23 protein-coding genes are annotated in these 23,990 nt (G+C 63.4%); 4 read left to right on the forward strand and 19 right to left on the reverse strand.

The annotated features are described in order from the left end of the window. Positions 1-12: 12 nt before the first annotated feature. The 12 genes from BKY27_RS16435 to BKY27_RS16490 all read right to left on the reverse strand — a co-directional run bounded on the left by BKY27_RS16435 (position 13) and on the right by BKY27_RS16490 (position 10,902). Positions 13-828, reverse strand: a complete 816-nt coding sequence (locus BKY27_RS16435) for an aspartate dehydrogenase (protein WP_071675576.1) — start codon at positions 826-828, stop codon at positions 13-15. Positions 829-832: 4 nt separating this feature from the next. Further along, positions 833-2,506: a thiamine pyrophosphate-binding protein gene (locus BKY27_RS16440; RefSeq protein WP_071675577.1), complete on the reverse strand. Its 1,674-nt coding sequence runs from the start codon at positions 2,504-2,506 to the stop codon at positions 833-835. 9 nt (positions 2,507-2,515) lie between these two features. Next, on the reverse strand, positions 2,516-3,304 hold the full coding sequence (locus BKY27_RS16445) for an SDR family oxidoreductase (RefSeq protein WP_071675578.1): 789 nt from the start codon (positions 3,302-3,304) through the stop codon (positions 2,516-2,518). Further along, a complete protein-coding gene (locus tag BKY27_RS16450; RefSeq protein WP_071675579.1) occupies positions 3,304-4,227 on the reverse strand; it encodes a VOC family protein in 924 nt (307 codons plus the stop codon). Before BKY27_RS16450 ends, BKY27_RS16445 begins: the two co-directional genes overlap by 1 nt. A 24-nt stretch (positions 4,228-4,251) precedes the next feature. Beyond that, on the reverse strand, positions 4,252-5,061 hold the full coding sequence (locus BKY27_RS16455; protein ID WP_071675580.1) for an alpha/beta fold hydrolase: 810 nt from the start codon (positions 5,059-5,061) through the stop codon (positions 4,252-4,254). 8 nt (positions 5,062-5,069) lie between these two features. Beyond that, on the reverse strand, positions 5,070-5,807 hold the full coding sequence (locus BKY27_RS16460) for an SDR family oxidoreductase (protein WP_071675581.1): 738 nt from the start codon (positions 5,805-5,807) through the stop codon (positions 5,070-5,072). Next, positions 5,807-6,850, reverse strand: coding sequence for a Rieske 2Fe-2S domain-containing protein (locus tag BKY27_RS16465; RefSeq protein WP_071675582.1), 1,044 nt, complete (start codon positions 6,848-6,850; stop codon positions 5,807-5,809). Before BKY27_RS16465 ends, BKY27_RS16460 begins: the two co-directional genes overlap by 1 nt. Positions 6,851-6,955: 105 nt before the next feature. Beyond that, entirely contained in the window at positions 6,956-7,723 is a 768-nt protein-coding gene (locus BKY27_RS16470) for an ABC transporter permease (RefSeq protein WP_071675583.1), read from the reverse strand. Positions 7,724-7,797: 74 nt separating this feature from the next. Continuing rightward, on the reverse strand, positions 7,798-8,772 hold the full coding sequence (locus tag BKY27_RS16475) for an ABC transporter substrate-binding protein (RefSeq protein ID WP_071675584.1): 975 nt from the start codon (positions 8,770-8,772) through the stop codon (positions 7,798-7,800). A 30-nt stretch (positions 8,773-8,802) separates the two neighbouring features. After that, a complete protein-coding gene (locus BKY27_RS16480; protein WP_199559118.1) occupies positions 8,803-9,579 on the reverse strand; it encodes an ABC transporter ATP-binding protein in 777 nt (258 codons plus the stop codon). Then, entirely contained in the window at positions 9,563-9,886 is a 324-nt protein-coding gene (locus tag BKY27_RS16485) for a recombinase-like helix-turn-helix domain-containing protein (protein ID WP_199559119.1), read from the reverse strand. The genes BKY27_RS16480 and BKY27_RS16485 overlap by 17 nt, the downstream gene beginning before the upstream one ends. 203 nt (positions 9,887-10,089) lie before the next feature. Beyond that, positions 10,090-10,902, reverse strand: a complete 813-nt coding sequence (locus tag BKY27_RS16490) for an IclR family transcriptional regulator (RefSeq protein WP_071675586.1) — start codon at positions 10,900-10,902, stop codon at positions 10,090-10,092. Between the two features lie 111 nt (positions 10,903-11,013). On the opposite strand from BKY27_RS16490, the gene BKY27_RS16495 reads away from it, so the two are divergent. Next, a complete protein-coding gene (locus BKY27_RS16495; protein ID WP_071675587.1) occupies positions 11,014-11,961 on the forward strand; it encodes a cupin domain-containing protein in 948 nt (315 codons plus the stop codon). Positions 11,962-12,042: 81 nt separating this feature from the next. On the opposite strand, the gene BKY27_RS16500 is transcribed toward BKY27_RS16495, so the two are convergent. Next, the gene (locus BKY27_RS16500) at positions 12,043-13,431 is read right to left on the reverse strand and encodes a phosphomannomutase (RefSeq protein WP_071675588.1); all 1,389 of its coding nucleotides are present in this window, start codon (positions 13,429-13,431) and stop codon (positions 12,043-12,045) included. A gap of 139 nt (positions 13,432-13,570) precedes the next feature. On the opposite strand from BKY27_RS16500, the gene BKY27_RS16505 reads away from it, so the two are divergent. Continuing rightward, on the forward strand, positions 13,571-14,563 hold the full coding sequence (locus BKY27_RS16505; RefSeq protein ID WP_071675589.1) for a hypothetical protein: 993 nt from the start codon (positions 13,571-13,573) through the stop codon (positions 14,561-14,563). 3 nt (positions 14,564-14,566) lie between these two features. Here the strand turns inward: BKY27_RS16505 and BKY27_RS20170 are convergent, their stop codons facing one another. The 5 genes from BKY27_RS20170 to BKY27_RS16525 all read right to left on the reverse strand — a co-directional run bounded on the left by BKY27_RS20170 (position 14,567) and on the right by BKY27_RS16525 (position 20,477). Beyond that, a complete protein-coding gene (locus BKY27_RS20170; protein WP_158514993.1) occupies positions 14,567-14,722 on the reverse strand; it encodes a hypothetical protein in 156 nt (51 codons plus the stop codon). 42 nt (positions 14,723-14,764) lie between these two features. Continuing rightward, on the reverse strand, positions 14,765-15,856 hold the full coding sequence (locus BKY27_RS16510; protein WP_071675590.1) for a helix-turn-helix domain-containing protein: 1,092 nt from the start codon (positions 15,854-15,856) through the stop codon (positions 14,765-14,767). Positions 15,857-15,956: 100 nt separating this feature from the next. Beyond that, positions 15,957-17,222 (reverse strand): ATP-dependent Clp protease ATP-binding subunit ClpX, encoded by a 1,266-nt coding sequence (gene clpX, locus BKY27_RS16515; RefSeq protein ID WP_071675591.1) that lies wholly within the window; start codon positions 17,220-17,222, stop codon positions 15,957-15,959. A gap of 188 nt (positions 17,223-17,410) precedes the next feature. After that, on the reverse strand, positions 17,411-18,034 hold the full coding sequence (locus BKY27_RS16520) for an ATP-dependent Clp protease proteolytic subunit (RefSeq protein WP_071675592.1): 624 nt from the start codon (positions 18,032-18,034) through the stop codon (positions 17,411-17,413). Between the two features lie 127 nt (positions 18,035-18,161). Continuing rightward, complete coding sequence (locus BKY27_RS16525; protein WP_071675593.1) at positions 18,162-20,477, reverse strand: toll/interleukin-1 receptor domain-containing protein; 2,316 nt, start codon at positions 20,475-20,477, stop codon at positions 18,162-18,164. Positions 20,478-20,989: 512 nt separating this feature from the next. On the opposite strand from BKY27_RS16525, the gene BKY27_RS16530 reads away from it, so the two are divergent. Both BKY27_RS16530 and BKY27_RS16535 read left to right on the forward strand, forming a co-directional pair. Next, positions 20,990-21,649, forward strand: coding sequence for an NUDIX hydrolase (locus BKY27_RS16530; RefSeq protein WP_071675594.1), 660 nt, complete (start codon positions 20,990-20,992; stop codon positions 21,647-21,649). A 128-nt stretch (positions 21,650-21,777) separates the two neighbouring features. Further along, complete coding sequence (locus BKY27_RS16535; RefSeq protein ID WP_071675595.1) at positions 21,778-22,221, forward strand: RrF2 family transcriptional regulator; 444 nt, start codon at positions 21,778-21,780, stop codon at positions 22,219-22,221. Between the two features lie 3 nt (positions 22,222-22,224). On the opposite strand, the gene BKY27_RS16540 is transcribed toward BKY27_RS16535, so the two are convergent. Beyond that, on the reverse strand, positions 22,225-23,958 hold the full coding sequence (locus BKY27_RS16540; protein WP_071675596.1) for a SulP family inorganic anion transporter: 1,734 nt from the start codon (positions 23,956-23,958) through the stop codon (positions 22,225-22,227). Positions 23,959-23,990 lie beyond the last annotated feature (32 nt).

A 23,990-nucleotide genomic window follows, 5' to 3' on the forward strand; every position in this document is an offset into this window, starting at 1 on the left:
TCAGTCCCCTTTTCAGATAGCGACCGGGCCAACACGGTTCCGGATTTCCCGAAACACGCTGTAGACCGTGGTGACCGAAGTCTTGATGTTTCCGGTCGAGGGCTTTCCTTCGATCCGGATCGAGTAGCGGGCCGCGGGGGCCTCGACATCGTATTCATGGATATTGCCGGTCGCGGCGGGGTCGGCCACCAGCGCCACTTCGGTTGCCTCGAACCCCGGCCCGGCCAACGCGAGGGTCGCGGCGACGTTGGCGTTCTTGGGATAGCAGCGGGCAGCCTCGCGGGCGGTGCCGGTAAAGAAGGTGGCAGGTTCTGTCAGCGCAGCAAGGTCGAGCGCGTCTTCGGCAGGGGTGCCCGCCCACGCCTGCGGCGGCTTGGTGCCCCGATAGCGGACAGACACGGCATCGGCCGCGCCAAGCGCCGCCAGCATGTCCACGCCCGCCACGGCCCCAGCAGGCAGGATCAGGCGGGCGCCGCCCTGTTGCGCCGCCTTGGTCAGTTCGGTCTGGAGTGCGGCGTCGGCCAGCGCGCCGACCGACACCACCAGCACGTCGATTCCGGCCTGCAACACCAGCGGCACATAGCTTGTCACAGCGCTGTGCCCGGCACATTCCACAACCAGGTCGGGGCGCGCGGCCAATAGGTCATCGGTGTCGGACACAACCTCGGCGGCCAGATCCGGACAACGCGTTTCTAATTCCGCCCGCACCTTGTCACCGCAGCCGGGGCGCACCTGAACCACGAGGCCTTCGGGCACGAGCCCGCCATTCTGCAACAACCCGATCAGGGTGGTGGCGATGTTTCCAAATCCGATCAGACCAAGCCGCATGGGGTTACTCCGTCTTCCCGGCGGCCCCGGCGGGCGGCCCGGCGAAGGCCTCGGCAAACGGGCCGATAGCGCACATATCGACTTCCAGAACCTGCGGCCCGTCTGCGGCCATAGCGGTGTCAAATGCCTCGGCGAAAGCGTCGACCGAGGTCACTTTGCTGTGCGGCATCCCGATCGAGGCGCAGAACCCGTCGAACGTCGGCACCGCGACCTTGGAATAGTGACGGCGGCTGTCGTATTGAGCGTCCTGAATGTTCTCGATCACTCCATAGGCCTGATCGTTCATCAACACATAGACAAGCGGTGCGTTTTCATCGACGGCAGTGATCATCTCGGCCAGCCCCAGCATGGTGCCGCCATCGCCCAAAAGGGTCACGGCCTTGGGGCCATCCGAGGCGAGCGCCGCCCCGATCCCCATCGAAACGCCCTGACCGATCCCTCCGCCAAGGGCATGGACCCCAAGACGTGGCCCCGCGATCCGCACATAGCGGTTGCCGAAGGTCGAGTTGGAGATCGTCACGTCCCGCACCCAAGGGTTCCCACCAGTCGAGACGCGTTCCGCGAGTGTATCGGCAACCACCTGATAGGGTCCAAGCGTGCCCCGCAAACGACCCTCGCCCTGCGCTCGGGCCGTGGCAATGTCAAAAGGCAGGCCGGGATCGGCGGCCAATTGCTTGGGCAGACGTTCCAGAACGCGGGCCAGCGTGTCAGCCGCATCGCCATGGGCGAAGACATCCACCGGATAGTTGCGCCCGCCCTGAGACGCATCCGCGTCGATCTGGATCAGCGTCGCGGGCAGCGGCATCTTGTTGTTGCGAGTCTCGTTGCCGCGCAGGCGCGATCCCACAACGATCATCAGGTCGCAGGTCTGGTAGAGCGCGGCTGCCTCTGGAGTCATGTTGAATGCCCCGAGGTTGGCAGGCTCGTCCTCGGATACCACGGCACGGCCATTGGTCGAGGTTACGACACCGATCCCCCGGCGCATCAGTTCGGTCGCTTCGGCCGAGGCGCCACGGGCGCCACCACCAAGCCACAGCATCGGACGCTTGGCTTTCGCGACAAGGGCTGCGATCTCGTCGATCACGCTGTCGCTGGCCACGGGGGCGACCTTCACAGCGGGATGGATCCGGGCCGGGATACGTGCCTCGGCACGTTGGACATCCACCGGAATTTCAAGGCTGACCGGGCCGGTCGGGGCCGACAGGGCCGCCGAGGCGGCAGCTGCCAGCGTGCCAAGCGTGCCGTTCGAGTCCCAGATACGGAACACCTGCTTGGACACGCCGCGCAGCATCTCGGGCTGGCGCGGAACGTCATGGATCGCGGCGCGGTCACGATCGGCAAAGCCAAGATCGACCTGGCTGGTGATGTGCAACACCGGGCTGCCCGCCGTCAGCGCCTCGGCCTGCGCACCCGCAGCGTTCCCTGCCGCTGTGCCCGTCGAGGTGAAGCAAACGCCAAGCCCGCCGCTGACCCGCGCATAGGCATCGGCCATGTTCATCGCCCCGGCTTCGCCCCGCGCGGGCACAAAGCGGATGCGCCCTTGCCGCGCGATGGCATCGAGGATCGGCATATTGTGGATCGAGATCACCCCGAAGACAGTCGTGACACCGATTTCCGCCAGATAGTGGGCGATGAAATCGCCGACCGTTCCGGTTTCGAGTTTGGTTTCCGGTTTCATTGGAGCCTCTCAGATATGGCGGGACAGTCCGCCCGAAACTTCGAGCTGTGACCCAGTGATGTAGCTTGCGGCGCGAGAGCCGAGGAAAGCGATGGCAGCGGCGGCTTCGGAGGGGTCTCCAAGGCGGCCAAGCGGGATGCCCTTGCGGGCGGCGAGGTTGCCGTACCACTCTTCGCGACTCTGGGTCTGATCCTCGCGGGCTTCGAACCGGCGGGTCCACTGACCCGAGCTGACCAGCCCCAGCAGGATGGAATTGACGCGCACCTCTGGCGCCAATTCGACGCTGAGCGATTTCAGCAGGTTCTGAACCCCGGCCCGCGCCGAGGAGGTGCAGACCATGTGCGGTTCCGGCTGATAGGCCAGCAACGAGTTCACGGCGACGATCGCGCCCTCGGACGCCTTCAATTGCGGCAGGAAGGCCCGGATCGGGTGGATCTGGCTGAACAGCTTCAGCTCATATTCCGCGTGCCAGTCGTCATCCGAGGTATCGGCAAAGGTCGACTGTCGCCCTTGCCCGGCATTGTTCACCAACAAGTCAACGCCGCCGAAGCGCGCTTTCACCATGTCGGCAAAGCCCTGCACGGCGGTGGGGTCCAGAACAGACAGCGCCTGCGCAAGGACGTTCTCGTCGCCGAAATCCCGCGCCATGACGGTGGCGACATTTTCCAGCCGACTCTCATTGCGCGCGCAAAAGGCGACCTTGGCACCCGATTGCAGCAGCAGGCGCACGGTTTCCAGTCCGATACCGGAAGAGCCGCCCGTCACCACGGCAACCTTGCCTTGGTATCCGAAATCCATCACGCGCCCTCCGGTTTCGCCAGTTCCGGCCAGCCCGGATCGGGGCGGCCCTGCATCACGGCGCGCTGTGCCGGTGTCGGTGGCCCGGCGGTCATCCAACGGTCCATGGACTCGGGGTCATTGCGCGACCAGACCTTGGCCTGGTGCACGGCCTCGTCGATTTGCTGAAGCTCGGACGTGAATTCGATCACGAAGCCAGAGGGCGACACAAAGTAGGCAAATGGGTTGTTCCCCGGACCGTGACGGCCCGGCCCCCACGTCGGCACATGGCCCTTCTGGCGCATCCGTCCAATGCCGCGCATGAACTCGTCCAGCGTCGGCATTTCAAAGGCGACGTGGTTCACGCTGGCATAGTTGCCCCGCACCAGCGCGATGGAGTGGTGATCGGAATTGCAGCGCAGGAACACCATCTGATCGGCGGAATAATCCGACACGCGAAAGCCCAGAACGGTTTCGTAAAACGCCTGCACGCCTTCCATGTCCGGGGTGTTCAGCACCACATGGCTGACCTTGCGGGGCTTGGCCCAATCGTCTTGTTCCTCCAGCGTGATCGCCTCGGTGCGAAAGCGCAGACGGCGATTGTCGGGGTCGAGGATCTCGAAGCCCCAGCCACCTGCGAAATCGTCGAACGGTGCCGGCGCGCCCAGCACGCGGGCGCCCGTCTCGGTCACCTGCCTGTGCAGCGCGGCCATGCTGTCCCGGTCGGGCATGGCAAAATGGATGTATTCGATGCCGAAGATATCGCCTTCGGCCAGCCCGTAGAGAAACGGCTCGTTCCCGGTGCCGCGCAGCAGCGCCGTGCCCGTGGTCTTGTGGGCAAGGCTCAGCCCCCACATGTCCTCGTAGAACGGCAGGGTCTGGGTCAGGCCCGGGCCACGCATCATGATGCCCCTCAGAGATCCGACTCGCACTGGATCCGCCATGTTCTGTCCTCCTTCACACCCGCTTTAGCGGGCGGTTTCCATCATTTCCGTCAGCGCGCCCGCAAAGGCAGCCGGGCATTGTTGATACAGGGCGTGGCCGCAGCCGGGCACCAGTGTCAGCCGCCCGCGCGCCGCCGCATGCAGCGTCGCGTGAACCCGCCGCGCCCCGTCCGGCGGCGTCACCACGTCTTCGGCCCCGACGATCACGTCGGTGGGCACCAGCAACCGGACCGCATCGTCCAGCAACCGCCCCGAGGCCAACATCCGCACCGCCGCGTCATAGCCCGGACTGGTCACCTGGCTCATGGCCTGCTGAACCCGCGCCACAAGCTCTGGCGCCTGCTCGGCGCGGAACACCAGCCGGTTTGCGCGGGCGGCGGCGAAAGCTTCGGGGCCCTGTGTGTGCAAGTCGTCGATCCGGGCCTGTGCCGCCGTGCTCAGTGTGCCGGGCGCCATGCCATGACCAAGTGCAGGCGAGGCCAGCAACAGTTGCGAAACCCTGTCGCGATGAGTCGCCGCATAGGCAGCGCCCACAAGCGAGCCGAGCGAATGGCCCGCAACAACCAGTTTGGTCAGCCGTAGGTCCTGGATCAGGCGCTGCAACGCCTCGGCATAGTCCAGCGCCACCGGGCACGGCTGCGCCAGCGGCTCCGACCGGCCATATCCCGGCGCGTTCCACGCGATCACGCGCCAGTCTTCGGGCAACTGCCGGATGGCTGTCTCGAAGGATTGCGCCTGAGAGCCGATGCCGTGCAGTAGCATTATCGTGGGGCCACCGGTTCCGGGCCGTTCCAGATACTCGATCCCTTGGGCGATATGTGCGTGCAGATCCATCTCGTCCCTCAGTTGAAAACAAAGCCGTTGTTCACGGGCAGACTCTGCCCGGTCAGAGTCAGGGCTCCCTCTGTCAGCAGAAAGGCGATCACGTCGGTAATCTCTTCCGGACCTTGCGGTCCGGGCACGGCACGCCCGTCGGAATACTGGCGATGCCGCGCCTCGGGCACGTAGTCGGTCGACTCGGTCGTCAGGATGCCCGGCGCCACCGCCGTGACGCCCACCCGATCCGGGCCCAATTCGCGGGCCAGCGAGCGGGTCATCGACAGGATCGCGCCTTTGGACGCGACGTAGGACATCAGCCGGGGCGCGCCCCAGAGCGCGGTGTCGGAGGCCACGTTGACGATCCGGCCCGACCCCGATGCCTTGAGCAGCGGTGCCGCGGCGCGGGTCATCAGCCAAGTGCCGCGCACATTCACCCGTTGCACCAGATCCCAACTGTCGATCTCGATCTCGTCGAAGGGCACACCGCCGATACCTGTGGCAATCGCCCCGTTGTTGACCAGCCCGTGCAGTACCCCGCCGGTCATCTCTGCCACGGCGGCCCCGACCTTGGCGATCGAGTCCGGCGCGCCCAGATCGACGGACAGGAACTCTGCTCCCGTGGCCGCAGCTGTTGCCCGGCCCTCGTCCTCGGCGATATCGGCAAGGATCAGCCGCGCGCCGTGGCCTGCAAGGGTGCGGGCAATCTCGGCCCCCAACCCCCGCGCCGCGCCGGTCAGCAGGATGGTGCGTCCCTTCAGCATCACTCGGCAGCCTCGGTCTGGGCCAGCTCCGCCTCGATCTGCGATTTTGCAGCGCGGGTCAGGATCTGCCGGATGCGGCTGACGCCAAGGTCATGCTGGTAGAGCATTTCGCGCTTGCGGGCGTCGTCGGGCATGCCTTCCAGCATCACGCGGTCCTGCTCCAGCACGTTCCAGTGCCGCTCTTCCAGATGCGCGCGGTAGAGAAACCGCCAACTGTCGCGGGCCACGCCCGACACTTCGCGCATCCGCCAGAAGAAAACCTTGCAGGTGGTGTCATCCACCGGCAACACGAAGCCGATGATCCGCATGAAGCCCCCCGGCCCCGCTGCGGGCGGATAGGGGATGTCGAGATAGCAGAACATGTCGCCGGGATGGACTTCGAACTCGGTCCAGTCGAAATTCTCGCCAACCTGTCCGACACGTTCGATACGGAAACCGTTTTCGGTCTTGTCGAGCTTCATCAAATCTTGCTTGGAGCCAAAGGCCAGCGTGAAGCTCTCGGAATGCAGGTAGCAGCCGTGCATCGGGTCGGCGAGGTTGTCCAGCGCGTAGCGATAGTTGCTTTCCCAGACCGAAGTGCAGAGAAACCCTGTCCAGTCCTCGCTGACCATTTCCTTGGGCAGCATCAGTTCGGGCGCCTCGGGGCGCTCGACCGAGGGGATGTAAACGAAAACGCAATCGTTCGACTCGGTCACTTCAAAGGATTTCAGCGCTTTGCGGCCTTCCAGCGCACAGTCCGGCATGGCGGGCACGCGAACGACCACGCCGTCGCCATCGACAATTACACCGTGATAGCGGCAGCCGATATTGCCCTCGTGCACCTCACCATAGGACAGCGGCGCGCCACGGTGCGGGCAGAAATCCTCGATACAGCGGATATTGTCAGCACCATCGCGCCACAAAACCACCTTTTGTCCAAGGACCTTGGCCCCATATGGGCGGCTGGTCTTGACCTCGACCGATTTCGCCACCGGATACCATTGCCCCAAAAGGCCGGTGTTCACCCGCTCTTCGATCAGGGATTTCTTGTCGATCGTCGTCATGGATTTCTCCTGTGTCGCTGTCTCGGAAGTGTCAGCAGCCCGCGAGGCGCCGCGCGTCCGGTATTGCTTGGGAAGGGCCGGAAACCGCCCCTGCTGAGGATGTTGTCAGTGTTGCGCCTTGGGGATGTAGTGAAGGACGCGTGCCTCGATCCGCACCAGCGCCGAGTAGAGCAGGAAGCCGATCACCGTGAGCAGCACGATTGCGTCGAACACCATCGCGGCATTGGCCTGTCCACCGCCGTAGGAAATCAGAAAGCCGAGCCCGGTATTCCCGCCCACCATCTCGCCCACGGTCACGCCGATCACGGCAAGGGTCGAGGCGATGCGCAGGCCCGCCATCAGGTTGGGCAGGGTCGAGGGCATCTCGACCTTGAAGAAGATCCCCAGCCGCGACAGGTTGTAGGCGCGGGCAAGGTTCACAAGGTCACGATCGACGGTGCGCATCGCCTGCAACACGTTGACCAACACCGGGAAAAACACGATCAGCACCGTCACCAGCAGCTTGGGCATCGAGTTATAGCCGAACCACATGATGAAGAGCGGGGCAAAGGCCACCTTGGGCGCGATCTGCAACGCAAGAATGTAGGGCGACAGCACCCGTTCCCAGAATTCCGACATGCCCAGAAGGTAGCCGAGCACAGCCCCCAAAGCGCTGCCGATCACGAAGCCGAGCACGGTATAGAGAGCCGTGGACATCAGGTGTCCCAACAGGCCCTCGGACCGCCACATCCGGTGCAGTTCGCTCAGGCAATCCGAAAGCGTCGGAATGATGTAGCGCGGAACGTCCAGCGCCGTAGGCAGGAACTGCCAGGCCAGCAACACAAGTGCCAGCAATGTCAGGCTTGCCATCATGACGGTGCGGTTAGTGCGCATGGCCGGTCCCTTCGCGGTCTTGGTCCGGGCCGGGGCGACAGGCGCCCCGGGTGCTTTTGATGCTGTCGCGTCTGTCATTGGATAAACTCGTTGGTGTAGAGGTCTTCGACCGGAACGGCGGTCTGGACGATGCCGCTGTCGAGGTAAAAGGCCTGCACGGCCTCGATACGGGCGGGGTCAAATGCACCGAGCGGCTGGTTCTCGCCTTCTGGGTAGATCAGCGTCGCGTAGGACCGCATGATCGCCTCGATGGCCGCTTCCTGACCCTCGTGCTGGGGCATGAACGAGACATAGTCGGCCGCGGCGGTTGCCGGATCGTCAACGATGTCCTGCACCGCGTGCAGCACGGCGGAGACGAAGCCCTGAACCACCTCAGGGCGTTCGGCGATGGTCTCGTCCGACGCGATAATAGCCTGCGCCATGGCCGGGAAAACGGTATCGACGGGCATTTGCTCCATCTCGACGCCGGCGCCCTCAACGGCGGCGATCCACTCTGGTACGCCCGAGAAGGCATCAAGATCACCGGCGATGGACAACTGGATGATCCCGCCCGGTCCAACCGCCTGAATATCGACGTCATCGCGCGACAGGCCAACCGAGGCGAGAACGCCCAAAAGGTTGTAGTAGGTGGTATCCTGGAAGGCGAGAACCCCCACGGTGCGCCCGGCCAGATCCTCGGGGCCGGTGATGCCGCTATCGGCGCGCCACGCAAGTTGGGTCAGGCCGCGCCCGCCGAGCAGGGCCACACCGCGAATATCGAGGCCATTGGCCCGCACGATGATCGGCGTGTCACCGATGCCACCGCCCAGATCGGCGTTACCAACCGCGACCTGCGTCGCCACATCCGCCCCACCGCGTCCGACGCGGAAGGTCACGTCGAGGCCGTTGTCGTCGAAGTAGCCATTATGCAGCGCCAGTTGGAACGGCGCGAAGGCGGGCAGGAAGTCGGGTGCCGGGAAGAGATATGTCACCTCTTCGGCAAAGGCCGCGACCCCCGAGGAAAGCACAACGGCAGCAGCAGCGAAGGTGTTGAGAAACTTGGTTTTCATGAGAGTTCCCTGTCTTTGAACGTGACGGCCTTAGGCGGCCTTTTCTTCCAGTTTGAGATGCTTGAAGAGTTGCGCGGCGTAGTCGCTGACCTCGGGCATCAGGCGCCGTTTCAGCGGCTGGTCCCGATGCGCCAGGTCCACGGCGATCTCGGCCACGATGGTGCCTGGCCGTTCGGACAAGACGATGATCCGGTCTGACATCAGCACCGCTTCCGCCAGATCATGGGTGATCAGCAGCGTGGTCTTGTTCGACTCGGCGATGGTCTGCGCAAAGCTGTTTTGCAGCACCAGCTTGGTCTGCGCATCGAGCGCCGAGAAAGGCTCGTCCAGCAAGATGATCTCGGGGTCAATGGCCAGCGTCCGGGCCAGCGCCGCGCGTTGCCGCATCCCGCCCGACAGCTGATAGGGGAAATGCCCCTCGAACCCGTCGAGATGACAATGGCGCAGCTCGGTCATGGCGCGCTGGCGCCGCTCTGCCCTGCCGACGCCACGCGATTCCAGACCGAATTCGATGTTCTGCACGATTGAGCGCCACGGCAGCAACAGGTCTTTCTGCAACATGAACCCGACATGGGTATTGGGGCCGTTGACCGGTTCATTGCTGACCAGAACCTCGCCGCGGGTCGGCTGATAGAGGCCTGCGGTCATCGACAAAAGCGTGGACTTGCCACAGCCCGACGGGCCCACAACCGAAACGAATTCGCCCTCGTCCACCTTGAAGCTGATGTCGCGCACAGCCGTCAGTTGACCGCCTGTCCGGGTGTGGAATTCCTTGGTAACGGATCGAAATTCAAGCGCCATAGCCATGTGCCTCATAGGCCGCGTCAAGCTCGGCGTTGATCGTGGCCAGTTCTTCCGCCAGCAGGTCTGCCGTCCAGTCCGTGCAGCCGGATTTGGGGGCCACCACGGCGGCCGCGCTCAACGCGTCGGCGACAGCGGCAAAGTCATGGGTTCCCTCGCCATAGATTTTCGCAAGGGCGGTAGCCAGCGCTTGTTCCGCCTCGGTCAGGTCACGCCCACGGCATTGGTGGGCAAGCGCGGGGCGGCTGGTGTCGCGGGCCCGTTGCGACAGGCGATCCTTGAATGCGTCCATGTCTGCGCTGTTGTCCATCATGGCCTCCGTCCGGTTTGACAAGAATTGTTCATATTTGAACTCTGTGTTCATAATTTATCATGCGGGTGAGTCGTCCACTTGTCAACAGAAACCAAGAACGGCCCGCGTCCGGGGTTTCGGCACGACGAACCGCGTCTCCAAAGGGTTGGCAACTCGTCAGATTTTCAAGCGATGAGAGAACGCCCCAAGACCGGGCAAAAGGCTCAGACAGGGTCGGGGGCACCAAGCAGCACGGAAATGCGCCGTGCCGATTCGACCAGTTCGGACCCAACCGGGCCATCCAGGTCGGCCAATCGGGTCACGTCCATCGGGGCCGTCACATTGATCGCGGCGACAACGCGCCCGGTCATGTCACGCACCCCTGTCGCGGCCGACGCAATCCCTGCCTCGAAATCGCCGGAATGGATGATCACCCCCTGCCCGCGACCGGATCGGGCATGGGCGACCCATTCCTTGAGAGAGGTTGTTGCCGACATCCGCCCCCCCTGCTGGCGATCACGGCGATAGAGCTCGGTCAATTCTTCCTCGCTGAGATCGGCAAGGAACACCCGCCCCATCGTGGTGGTTTGCACCGGCAGGCGACTGCCTACCTGAACGATACTGCTGCGGATATCCCGCGCTGGCACACGCAGCACGTAGAGAACCGAGGTGCCGTCCAGCACCCCCATATGCACCGACCACCCCGTCCGATCCCGCAACCGCTCCAACTCTGGTTGCGCCAGTTCCACCGTTTCCCGTGTGGCGAGGTAGCCATAGCTTAGCCGCAGCACGCCGGGCCCCTGCGAGTAGGTGTTCGTGCGGCCGTCCTGTAGCAGGCAGCCCATCTGGGTCAGCGTATAGACCGTGCGAAACGCGGCGGAACGCGATACGCCAAGTTTCTGGGCAATCTCGGACAAGGTCAGGGTCGGCTGCTCTGGCGTGAAGGCCTGCAACGCCTTCAGCCCGCGCACCAGCCCCGGCACCAGATAGCGATCTTCTGATGTGGGGTCGGTTGAAATGTCTTGCTCGGATGCCATGTCCTGCCTCCTCTTTTCGTTTCATATATAAAACGCAACGTCGCCAGTGAAACAGCCTTTGCGTAAGCTCTCCTTCATATCGACGCAACAGACTCTCTGGAGGAAACGCACATGACATTGCACAGCACGCCCAAATCGGCCCTCGCCGACGAATTGCTGGCCCACACAGGCCGCTTCACCAACAAGACATTCGACTGGGAGGCCTTCCCCTCGAATATCGGCTTCCCCGAGCTGGAACGCGCCCAGATGCGCTATATCGGGGCCGGGGGCTCGCCAAAGGTCGGTGACAACACCACCCTCAAACCCGACCACTTCACCCTTTCGCTGATCTACAAGAAGCCCGGTAAATACGCTGCCTGCCACAGCCACGAGATCGAAGAGAGTTTTCTGATCATCGACGGCACGCTGATCGTCGGCTGGGAAAAGGATGGCGAGGTGGTCGAGGTCAATCTCGGCCCAAAGGACATGATCCTGAACGCCCGCGAAATCGGCCATGGCTTTCGCGTGGACGGGGTCGAGCCGGTCCTGATGTCGATCTCGGTCGACGTGGGCAAGCCACTGCCGCCGGTCTACCACTATCACCCCAAGGAACATGCCCCGGAGCTCGCGCGCAGTTTTGGCGCAGAACCGGGCAAGACCCTACCCTTTGATCCCGATGGCAGCCACCCGCTTCAGAAACTGATGGCGCAATATGTGGTGCGCCATGCAAACCTGCCAACGATCTGGGAAGACGCAGGGTTCACCCGCAAGGTCTATGTTGGCCCCGGCGCGATTGAGAGCGACACCTGCCGCAAGGAAATGCTGGGCGTCCCGTCGCGCGTGGGTGTTCAGCCTTTCGTCCGCGATGTCGAAGATGCGTTCCTCGTCCTCGAAGGCTCGCTGACCTTGGGCTGGGAAGAGAATGGCGACGTGACCGAGGTCGAGCTTGGTCCGCGCGATCTGGTCAAGACGCCTGCCGGCCGCCCCCACTGGTTCCGCAACAACGGCGCGGGCGCAGCGACGGTCTGGTACGTGATCGGCAGCCAAGGCATGGAAACGGTCAGCTACAAAGCGGCCTGAGCCACATCAAGACCTGAGACAAAACGGGGCGTCCTAAAAGCGCCCCGTTTTCCGTTTTCGGCATCAGACCAAGCGGCAGGGTCAGGTCAGCCGCTGGTTCAGACGGTCCAGATGCAACGTGACCAGTTCCCAAGCTGCCTCGGCCGTTTCGGCCTCGGCATAGCAGCGAAACTCGGGGGCGTTTCCCGACGGGCGCAAATGCACGACGGCGCCGCCTGCGAAGGTCACCCTCAGGCCGTCCGTCTGGTCCAGCGCCTGTTCCGGCGGCAACGCCTCGAAAAAGGCCGCGCGCGCCGCACGATCGCCGGAAAGCTCGGCCAGGAAGGCGGCAGACCGGTCGGAGGCGATCCCTTGCAGCCGGTCCGCGGCGGTAAAGCGCGGCGGCAGATCGGCCACCATCTGCGCGAGGCCTTGACCCAGAGAACACGCCGCGACCAACGGGGCCACGATGGGCAACAGGCTGTCGCGCGTCATCAGGGGGCCAAGCGACCCGGCGGGCGCGGCAGCGGCGAACCCCAACAGGAACCCTCCATTGGCCTCGTAGCCCACGATCGGCGTCGTCGCGTCGTTGGCCAAGGCCGCGTCCATCGCGGCAATGACGAAGGGCGATCCGATCTTGGTGCGCACCACGCTGTCAAAGCCCATCTGGTCGACCAGGCTGTTGGAACTGACCGGGGTCACGATGTGGCGTGCCCCAAGCGCCCGCGCGGCAAGCGGCCCCAGCACATCACCCGGCACGATCCGGCCCGTGGCATCGGCGACCATGGGGCGGTCGGCATCGCCGTCGGTCGATACGATGGCATCAAGCCCGTGGGCCTTGGCCCAAGCGGCCAATTGCGTGCGGGTGCCGGGATCGACCGCTTCGGTATCGACGGGAATGAACACATCCGACCGCGCCAGCGCCACCGTCTCGGCCCCCAGCCCCTGCAACACGTCCGCCATCACGTCGCGCGCAACGCTGCTGTGTTGATAGACGCCGATCCGTTGCCCGCCGAGCGCCGTGGGCCCAAAGGCGTTCTGGTAGCGCGCGCCATAACGGGCAAGCGCCTGGTCGTCCGTTTCCAAGGCGCCGCTCAGACGCCCCGGACCAGCCCCAAGGGCCGCCACAATCGCCGCCTCGTCCGCCTTGGAGATTTCCCCGGTCGGCAGATAGAATTTCAGCCCGTTCCGGTCCGCCGGAATATGGCTGCCCGTGACCATGATGGCGGCTGCCCCGGCCTGCATCGAGGCGAGGGCCAATGCCGGCGTGGGCACCGCGCCACACGCCACAGCCCCCAGCCCGGCCCCGCGGATGGCCACCATCACCGCGCGGGCGATTTCGGGCGACGAAGGTCGCAAGTCCCACCCCACATAGACCCACCCGCCGGTAGGACAGGCCGCGATGAAGGCCTGCACGTAGTCGCGGACCAATTCCGCCGTCAAGTCGACCACGAGGCCGCGCAATCCACTGGTTCCGAATTTGGGTGCCATACTGCCCTCAGGAAATAAACAAACCGTTGGGCGCTTTATGAAAGCCAGCAGGAACGAACACAAGAAGGAGCCTTGGTCCTAGCCTTGCCTGACGCCGCCAGCTAGACTGAAGGCGAGCAGATCAAAAGGGCACCGAGGCATGAGCCCCACAGCCAAATTCAACGTCGTGATTGTCGGCCAAAACGGGCGGTTGCAATACGAAGCCGCGCTCTTTGCCGCGAGCTTTCGGCGCTTCAACCCGGATTTCCCCGGTCGGCTTTTCGTGGCTGAGCCTCAGCCCGGTCCGCTCTGGACCGGCAATCCCGCGATTGGCAATGACGATGTGCGCGCGGCGCTCGATCGGCTGGGGGCCGAGATCCTGCCCTTCGAGGCGCGCCATTTCGGACAGGCCTACCCCTATGGCAACAAGATCGAAATGCTGTCAGCCCTGCCGGACGGCGAGCCGTTCGTCTTCTTCGACACCGACACCCTGATCCTTGGCGATCTGACCGAGGTGCCGTTCGATTTCGACCGCCCGTCGGCCTCGCTGAAGGTGGAAGGCACGTGGCCGGAGATCCAGCTCTACGGCCCCGGCTACGCTCAGACATGGCGGGTGCTCTATGACCGCTTCGGGCTGGATTTCGACAGCACCCTCGACCTCAGCCAACCCGACGAATACTGGCGCCGTTATCTCTATTTTAACGCGGGCTTCTTCTACTACCGCTGTCCACGGGAATTTGGTCGGCGGTTCCTCGACTACGCCCTGTCGATCCGCGACGACAGGCCCGATGAACTGGCGTGTCAGTCGCTGGACCCGTGGCTGGATCAGGTGGCGCTGCCGTTGGTCATCCATTCCTTCGGGGGGGGCCGCGACGCACTGGAGCCGGGCTGGCTGGACGGGTCTCATAGCTGTCACTACCGCGTCCTGCCGCTGCTCTACGCCCGAGAGGCCGACCGCGTTGTCGAAGCGTTGGAAGAGGTCGCCGCGCCCAACTGGATCAAGAAGGTGCTCAAGGGCTATGAGCCGATGAAGCGCATGGTTTACCAATCCAAAGGGCAAAAGGCGCGGGCATTGTTCGACAGGGATCACCTGCCCCGCAAGGAGCAGGCGATCCGCAACAAGCTCAAACGCGAGAAACTCTGGCTGAGGTAGAGGTCACTTTCCCTGTGTGTCCAGCGAGACGATCTCCGCCCCGTCGGAGAAAATACCCGGGGCGGGCCACAGCGTCGGCGGGAAATCAATCATGTTTGCCGACGCACTCACGACAGTGGCAAGGGTGATGAGGGCGGCGAGGGTCATGGACCGGATCATGGGAGGGTCTCCTTGTTACAAGCGATGCCCTCCAGATGCGTGTCAGTGCGGTCTTGTGCGCGCAGATTCCGAAACCGGCGGGGAATTTTCGAAAACAGCGAGAGAATTCGCGGAATCGAGCGCCCGGCGCCGAAACTCTGACGGGCTTTCCCCGGTCTGATCGCGGAAGGCCTTGTTGAACGGCCCCAGCGAGGCAAAGCCGCTGTCATAGGCCACTTCCAAAATCGTCCGGCGGGCATTGGCCGGATCGGCCAGAACCTCTTTGGCCGCCGCGATCCGGTAACTGTTGATGAAGGTCGGGAAGTTGCGGAACCCGAGCCGCTTGTTGATGACCGCACGCAGCCGATGCTCGGGCACACCGATCTGCTGTCCCAAATCCGCGATCGTCAGCCCCTCGCGCCGCCAAATTCCGCTGTCGAGAGCCTCGGTCAGGGCCGAAATGACCGAGACATCCACCGCCTCGGCGCGGCGGTCGGTCTGCGGGGTCTCGGGGGTGACCGGGACGTTGCAGGCAAGGCAGGCCGTGGGTTCGGGTTTCAGCACCCACAGGGCGTGGGCAAACGCGAGCGCCAGGAAGGCAACCGCCTGCACGAAGGGCACCGCCTGCGGGATCGCAACCCTGTCATCGAGCAACTCGATGACCGAGATCGAGCCACCCAAAACCGCCATGGCCGAGAGGAAGGCCGGGCGCAGCCGCCTTCGGACATCCACGAGGTCTTCGCCCGCCGTCGAAACCGCCTTGGCCAGAAGCGCCGAGAAAAAGGCCAGCATGATGGCCGCGCGCAGCACGTCGAGCTGCGGCCACCAAAGACCCGCCAGTGCGAACACGACCGCGCCCCCCGCCGCCGCCAGCCACGGCCAACGTTCGCGCGCGGTATCAATGAAGACCGTGACGACGAGCCAACACACGGCGAGCGGGATGAAGATCGCCCCTCCCCTGAGGCTTGAGACGAGCGGCGCAGGCAGCGTCGTGACCACCGGCCCTGACACCAGCAGGAAGCAGGCCAGCGTCACCGTCAACGCCAAGAGCGGCCAGCCGATGGGCCTGGTATCGCGGTCCAGCATCAGGGCAACCGCCGAGAGCAGCGCCAGCGCGATGGTCGCGGAGCGGATGGAGATGTCGAGCAGGATCATGGAGCCCTCTGGCGAAAACGAAAACAGGGGGCCAGCTTAGGCCCCCCGTCAATACTCTTGCGCGTCGATCTTTGAAAAGCCGCAGGATTTCGGAAATCAATCAGCCTGCGGTGGCAGGTTCTTCCTTCTTCCGCTCTGTATAGATGAGCAGCGGCTGCGCGTCCGAGGTGACAGCCTCTTCGTTCACAACGACCTCTTCCACACCCTCGGTGCCGGGCAGGTCGAACATGGTGTCGAGCAGGATGTCTTCCATGATCGAGCGCAGGCCACGGGCCCCTGTCTTGCGGTCGATGGCCCGCTTGGAGATCGCCTTGAGCGCATCGTCGGTGAACTTGAGCTTGGCTTCTTCCAATTCAAACAGACGCTGGTACTGCTTGACCAAGGCGTTCTTGGGCTGGGTCAGGATCGTGACAAGTGCGTCTTCGTCCAGATCTTCAAGCGTTGCGATCACCGGCAGACGGCCAACGAATTCGGGGATCAGACCGAATTTCAACAGGTCTTCCGGTTCCAGATCCTTGAAATATTCACCAATCGTCTTCTTGCTGTCATCGCGCACATCGGCGCCAAAGCCCATGGCCGACCCTTTGCCACGCTGCGCGATGATCCGGTCGAGGCCGGCAAAGGCACCGCCGCAGATGAACAGTATATTGGTCGTGTCCACCTGAAGGAATTCCTGCTGCGGATGCTTGCGTCCGCCCTGCGGCGGGACGGAGGCCACGGTGCCTTCCATGATCTTCAACAGCGCCTGCTGCACGCCCTCTCCCGACACGTCGCGGGTGATCGAGGGGTTGTCGGATTTGCGGGTGATCTTGTCGACCTCGTCAATATAGACAATGCCGCGCTGCGCCCGATCGACGTTGTATTCGCTGGCCTGCAACAGCTTGAGTATGATGTTCTCCACATCCTCGCCCACATAACCGGCCTCGGTCAGCGTGGTGGCGTCGGCCATTGTGAACGGCACGTCAAGAATACGCGCCAGCGTCTGCGCCAGCAGCGTCTTGCCGCAGCCGGTGGGGCCGATCAGCAGGATGTTGGATTTCGCCAGCTCGATATCCGATTTGCCGGAATTGTTGAGCCGCTTGTAATGGTTGTGCACGGCGACTGATAGCACGCGCTTGGCGTGCGCCTGCCCGATCACGTAATCGTCCAGAACTTCGCAGATTTCCTTGGGCGAGGGCACGCCATCGGTTGCCTTCAGGCCGGCCGACTTGGTTTCTTCGCGGATGATATCCATGCAAAGCTCGACGCATTCATCGCAGATGAAGACGGTCGGTCCGGCAATGAGTTTGCGCACCTCGTGCTGGCTCTTGCCGCAGAAGCTGCAATAGAGCGTGTTCTTCGAGTCGCTGCCGGTTGAATTGGCCATATCGTCTTACCTCAACGGGTTTTCGCGTTGCGCCGCAGGGGCGAACCCCAAGTCTGCGACGTCGTTCCCCCAAGCCTAGAGCAGCGAAAACCGCTCCACAATGTCAAAATGAACTGGAATATTGACCCTTTGGTGATCAGCCCCGCCGGGGGTCAACGGGAAGGACGAGGCTGATCAGAGCCGTTTTCTCAGCTTTCGGTTGCCGCGCGGCTTTCGACGATCTCGTCGATCAAACCCCAGTCCTTGGCCTGCTCGGGATCCATGAAATTGTCACGTTCCAGCGCGTCGACAACGGCCTCCATCTTCTGGCCGGTGTGCTTGACGTAGATCTGGTTCAGGCGATCCTTGAGCTTTTGGGTTTCCTGCGCGTGAATCATGATATCCGTGGCCTGCCCCTGATAGCCGCCAGAGGGTTGGTGCACCATGATGCGGCTGTTGGGCAACGAGAAGCGCATGCCCGGCTCGCCCGCCGTCAGCAAGAGCGACCCCATCGACGCCGCCTGCCCGACCACGAGGGTCGAGACCTTGGGCTTGATATACTGCATGGTATCGTAGATCGACAAGCCGCTGGTCACGACACCGCCGGGGCTGTTGATGTACATGCTGATTTCCTTGGACGGGTTTTCCGCCTCAAGGTGCAGCAGCTGCGCCACGATCAGGCTGGACATGCCGTCATGCACGGGGCCAGACAGAAAGATGATCCGCTCCTTCAGAAGGCGCGAGAAGATGTCATAGGCGCGCTCGCCCCGGCTGGTCTGTTCGACCACCATCGGAACCAGCGTGTTCATGTAAATGTCGTTAGGGTCTTTCATCGGGCCTGCCTCAGGTAAGGGTCACTCGCGTTCGAGGGGGGATGCTATGGCCTCCCCATGGGGGCTGCAAGGGGGGCATGGGGCAGAAATATTGCCCGGGCGGCGCAATTCAACCGGCAGGCGGACGTCAGCGCAGGGCCAGCCACATCGGCCCGCCCCATTCGGGCACCAGCACAACCGAGTCGCAAGGGTCTTCGGCCTCTCCCGCGCCATCGACCGGGGCCAGTTCGCGCACGCCGTTTTCAAACGGCAGCAACCGACAGGCGGTCTGGAACAGGTCGCCCGACAATGGCTGTATCGCCCAGACCCGGTGTTCGCCGTTGCTGTCCCAAGACACGACGTGATCGCCATCGGGGGTGAAGTCAGCCGCAACATAGGTGACCAATGCGTCGCGCGAATGCTCGAAATCATACAGCAGCAGGCCGGTTTGCGTGTCCCAGACCCGGACCTGCCCGTCATCGGCCCCGGTTACCAACTGGCGCTCATCCGGCGAAAACGCCATAGAGGTGACCGTTCCGTCATGAACCAGCAGATCTTCGTAATAGGGCGGCACGTCTTCCCCGCTATGGCTCAAGCGCAGAACGTTTTCCTGGTTGGGCAATAGCGAGACCAGCGTGCCCGTGGCCTCCAACCGTCCGGCAGAGGCATGTTCCCCGGCCTGTGTGGTCGAGATCACCGCGTTCACCATTTCTTCGGAAATGTCCGGCACAAGATGCCCGGTCGACACATCGAAAAGACGCATGACGCCGGACGTGTCATAGGTCACCACTTCATCGCCCTGCGGCGAAAAGCGCACCTCGATCACCGGGCTGTCATGGCCAAGCAGGGTCATCATGCGCTTGCCGGTGGGCACATCGTGGATTCGCGCCCGCTTGTCGGACGCCCCCACCGCCAGCCGCATCCCATCCGGGGACAGGCCAAGGCTGACAATCTCGACATCCTGAAGGTAAAGCGCACTGGCATTCAGAATCGGCTCGAACGTGGTCAGATCCCAGACTGCCGCGATATTTCCGGTCGCGGCGGCGACCGTCGTGCCATCGGCCGAAACATCCATCGCGGCGATCGGGCCGGGCAGTTCCAGCCGACGCACAACCCCGGCCGCGCGACCATCGAAGGCGGGCAGCAGGTCCATCACCTGAAGCGTGTTGCCAGTTGCCACCACCAGCCGGGCATTGCCCGACACGAAGGCCAGCGCCGAGACATCGCTGCCAAGCGCGATCGGGTCGCGCAGCGCCCGCCCGCTGGAAACCGACTGAAAGTGCAACAGGTTATCCGCCGTCGCCACCACCAAGGTCTCGCCCCCCGGCGACAGCGCCGCCGAAAGCACCCGCTCGGTGCCCTGATACGGCAAGCCCGCCACCCGGCCCTCGCGCGGGCTCCAGACCGTCACCCGACTGTCGCGGACCAGAAGAAACCGGCCTTGATCATAAAGGATGCGGGGGGCCACCTCCGTGTCGGGCATCAAGATCCCGCCCTCTTCCCGCGCCCCGGTATGCGGGTCGATCAGCGACCCGGTGCCATCGAGAGCGGCAAACACCACCTGCCCCGTTCCGGGCAGGAAATCGACGAAATGCGCGGCAGCATTGGGCATCGTCACCTCGGCGCGCAGACGTTGCCCCTGAATCGTCTGTCCAAGCGCGCCCATCACTTCCAGCCACGCGCCCGAGCTGCGGCAAAAGCTCAGCCCGCTGAGCGGCAGAATGCTCTGGATCGCCTGCACCGGGTCCAATGCCTGCGCCTGCCGGGCATGGTCACGCAATTCCTGGCATTGCCGGTTTCCAAGCACAGTCACCCCCACGACCAGCGCCGCGCAGACCGCGACCGTGGCAAGGATCGAGCCGGTAATCTGCTGCCACTTCCGCCGTCGCATCCCGGCCTTGAAATAGCGCCAGTGGTCGGTGGTCGGATCGGGCGCGCCGCGCGGGTGGCGTTCGATCCAGCGCCGTATCGCCCGCAATTCCCGCCCGCGCGGCGGCGCCCCGATCCCGGACAGGTAACGCCCGGCCTGCTCCCCGAACCGGGTATGGTCGCGGATCCAGGCGATATCACGGTCAAGCGACGCCTCAAGACGGTCAAGCGCCTGATCCCAGTCCCGGTTCCTGCCGTAGAAGCGGACATAGTTGATGTCCCTGATCTCGTCCGGCAGGTCCGGGCCGACATCCTCGAACGCGGCCGGAACGACGCGCTTGTTCATTTCCAGCGAGACCTGCATCTCTTGTCGGCACGCAGGCGAGGTGAGCCAGTTCGGCCCCAGCACCAGCACGATCACGTCCGCTTCGTGGATCATGTCACGGATGCGGGTGGTGATCAGTTCGGTTTCCAGAATGCCTTCGCGGTCGATCGACACGTCATAACCGCGCGCAAGCAGCGACTCCCACAGGAAATCGGCCCGATCCCTATCTCGGTGCGAGTAGGATATAAAGATTCGCGAACGGTTTGCCATGCCCGCACATCAAGCCCCGCCGCGACGAAAAAATCCAGTCTTGCGCGAAGGATATAGGGCGAGTCGCGATGGATGTCTTGTGACGCGCGATCAGATCGCCCCCCCGGCTGGGGGCCTTGGGGCGCGGCTGACAAAGAAAAACTATAGTTAACTTTCAGAATGTTATGCCCGGTCGCATCGACAAATCGTGGCGCACCCCAAAAAGTGTGTTTACAACACCGCTAGTAAGTGTCATATATACATTATAAACAGCACGGCACAGCAACCAAGACGTTCCCAGCCCAAACCCTCTCTTGTCAGACCTTTTTGATCCATTTCCATTTGCCTCGTCCCCAACGATCCGTCCCTCTCCCTGTCCCGACGTCGGATCGTTTCAGGCCGGCCCCTTTGTCCCGGGGGCCGGCCTATTTGCTTGACGCGAGATTCCCCGCGTGTGACCCTTACACCATCCATGACCCCGGGACGGCATTTTCCATGAAAGGGCCGGTCACCGCATCGGCAAACGGGCAGGTATGAGCTACACCTACGACTATCCGCATCCGGCGGTCACCGCTGACATCTGCATCTTCTCGATCCGCGACGGCAAACTGCATGTGCTGTTGATCAAGCGCCTTGTCGACCCCTTCAAGGACAGTTGGGCAATCCCCGGTGGTTTCATCAAGATGGACGAAGACCTGATCGACGGGGCCCGCCGCGAGCTGGAGGAAGAAACCGGCGTCGCCGACGTTCCGCTGGAACAGCTCGGCGCCTATGGCACTCCAGACCGCGACCCGCGCGAGCGGGTGATTACCGTGGCGTTCATGGCCCTTGTCCCATCGGACCAGATGGTTCTGGCCGCGGCGACCGACGCCGCCGATGCCCGCTGGTTCGACATGGACGATCTGCCAAAGCTGGCCTTCGACCACGACCGGATTCTGGCCGACGCCCGCGAGCGGCTGGCCCACAAGGTCACCAACCGCGTGACGGAAACCGCCCGTGCGGCGTTTCAGTTCCTGCCCGAGAAATTCACCCTGGCCCAGGCCCAAGCGGTGTTCGAAACGCTCAAGGGAGAAGACCTGGACAAGCGCAATTTCCGCAAATGGATCGCGGCGAATTGGGATCTGGTTGATCTCAAGGAAAAAACCACCGGTGGCCGCCATCGCCCTGCGGCCCTCTATTCCGTGGAATTCTGACGCCCCTCGCCTCTTTGGTGAACGGCAAAGTCATCTTTTCAACCGCAAGGTGCGGATTCCATGATCTGGATCAAGGTAGCACCTGTTGCTGCCCTCCTATGGTCTGATGCATCAAAGGGATATAGCCGATGCGTCTTACCGTCAGAACCAACATTGCCATGCGCGCGCTTATGAGCTGCGCGATGAACCCGACCCGCATCATGCGCAAGGCCGAGATCGCCAAGGCGGTTGGCGCGTCCGAGGCGCATCTGGGCGTGGTCATCAACCAATTGTCCCAGACCGGGTTTATCGAGACCCTGCGCGGGCGCCACGGTGGCATCCGCCTGAAATTCCCGCCGCAGGCGATCAGCGTCGGGCGTGTTTTCCGCATCTTCGAGGCAAGCACGCCCTTTACCGAATGCTTTTCGGCGCGGGACAACCACTGCCCGATCGCCTCGGCCTGCAAGCTGCGCTCGTCGCTCGATACCGCGTTGGAGGCGTTCTACAGCAGCCTTGATGCGGTCACGCTGGAAGATCTGACATGTGGCAATACCGGGCTCGAACGCCTGTTGTCGCTCGAGCCCGCTGCCTGAGCTTCAGGCGGCCGTTCTGGCGGCCGGTCCCACCGGCCCCAATTCCGTCATCGCGGCATATTGCGACAGGTAGACCTTGCCGGTCAGCTCTTCGAGGAAATGCGCCCGCTTGAGACGGTCCATGACCGGCCCTTTCACCTCTGACAGGTTCAGCGTGATCCCCATGGAATCCAGTCGATGGTTGATGGCCTCCAGCGATTCCAGTGCCGACATGTCGACCTCGTTCACCGCCGAGAACATCAGAACCACATGCTTGATCCCCTCGCTGCCAAGCACGCGGTCGAGGATGTAGTCTTCAAGAAAACGCGCATTGGCGAAATAAAGGCTCTCATCCACACGCAGCGTCACCACGTCCGGGTGGGTCAGCACCTTGTAGCGGTTGATGTTGCGAAAGTGCTCGGACCCGTCCTGCATCAGACCGACCTCGGCGATATGCGGGCGCGACGTCTTGTAGAGGAACAGGGCCACCGACAGCAGCACACCCGCCGACACTCCAACTTCCACGCCCATGGCCAAGGTCAGCAGGATCGTCGCGGCGACGGCCGAGAAATCCGCCTTGGAATAGGCCCAGGTTTTCTTCAGGATCGAGAAATCGACAAGGCTCAGCACCGCCACGATGATCGTGGCCGCCAGCGTCGCCTTGGGCAGGAAGAAAATCAGCGGCGTCAGCGCCAGCGCGGCAATGCCCAGACCCACGGCGGTATAGGCTCCCGCAGCGGGGGTTTCGGCCCCGGCATCATAGTTGACGACCGACCGGGAAAAACCGCCCGTGACCGGGAACCCGCCCGTGAAGGCCGCCCCTAGATTGGCCGCCCCCAGACCGATCAACTCCTGATCCGGGCTGATGCGCTGGCGTTTCTTGGCGGCAAGCGTCTGCGCAACCGAGATCGATTCCACGAAACCGATGATCGAAATCAGGATCGACGGCACGATCAACTGACGCACCAGGTTCCAATCCATCGACGGCATGGTCAGCGGCGGCAGGCTTTGCGGGACTTCGCCCACGATGGCCACGCCGCGATCGCCCAGACCGAACAGCCAGACCGCAACGGTCGTGATGACAACGGCGGCCACCGGGCCGGCCTTGGCGGCGACATCGGCCAGTTTCGGCCCCATCCCCATCTTGCGCAGCAGCGGCTTCAGCCCCTTTCTCACCCAGAACAGAAACCCGGTCGCCACCACCCCGATCACCAGTGTGTAGGGGTTGGTTTCGGGCAGATGGGTCCACAGCGATTCCAGCAGTTCCAGCAGGTTATGCCCACCTGCGGAGACCCCGAGGATATGCTTGAGCTGGCTTGCAGCGATGATCACGCCCGAGGCCGTGATGAAGCCCGCGATGACCGGATGCGACAGGAAGTTCGCAAGGAACCCGAGCCGGAACACGCCGAGCGCCAGCAGGAACAGGCCCGACAGCCCCGCCAGTGTCAGCGCCGCAATCGCATAGCCAGCCGTGCCAGCCTGCGCGATTTCCCCGACTGCGGCAGCCGTCATCAACGAAACGACGGCCACCGGCCCCACGGCAAGCGCACGGCTGGTTCCGAAGACGGCGTAGAGGATGATCGGCACGATCGAGGCATAGAGACCCATTTCGGGCGGCAGTCCCGCCAGCAGGGCATAGGCCAGCGATTGCGGGATCAGCATGATCGTGACGATCACCGCGGCGACAAGGTCATTCGACAGGGCCTGCTTGTTGTAGCTCCGGCCCCAGTCGAGAATGGGCAAGTAACGGGCGATCATGGCGCACCTTTCGAAAATAGTCGGCAGAGCCG

The organism is Nioella nitratireducens (assembly GCF_001879715.1).
Classification (GTDB): Bacteria; Pseudomonadota; Alphaproteobacteria; order Rhodobacterales; family Rhodobacteraceae; genus Nioella; species Nioella nitratireducens.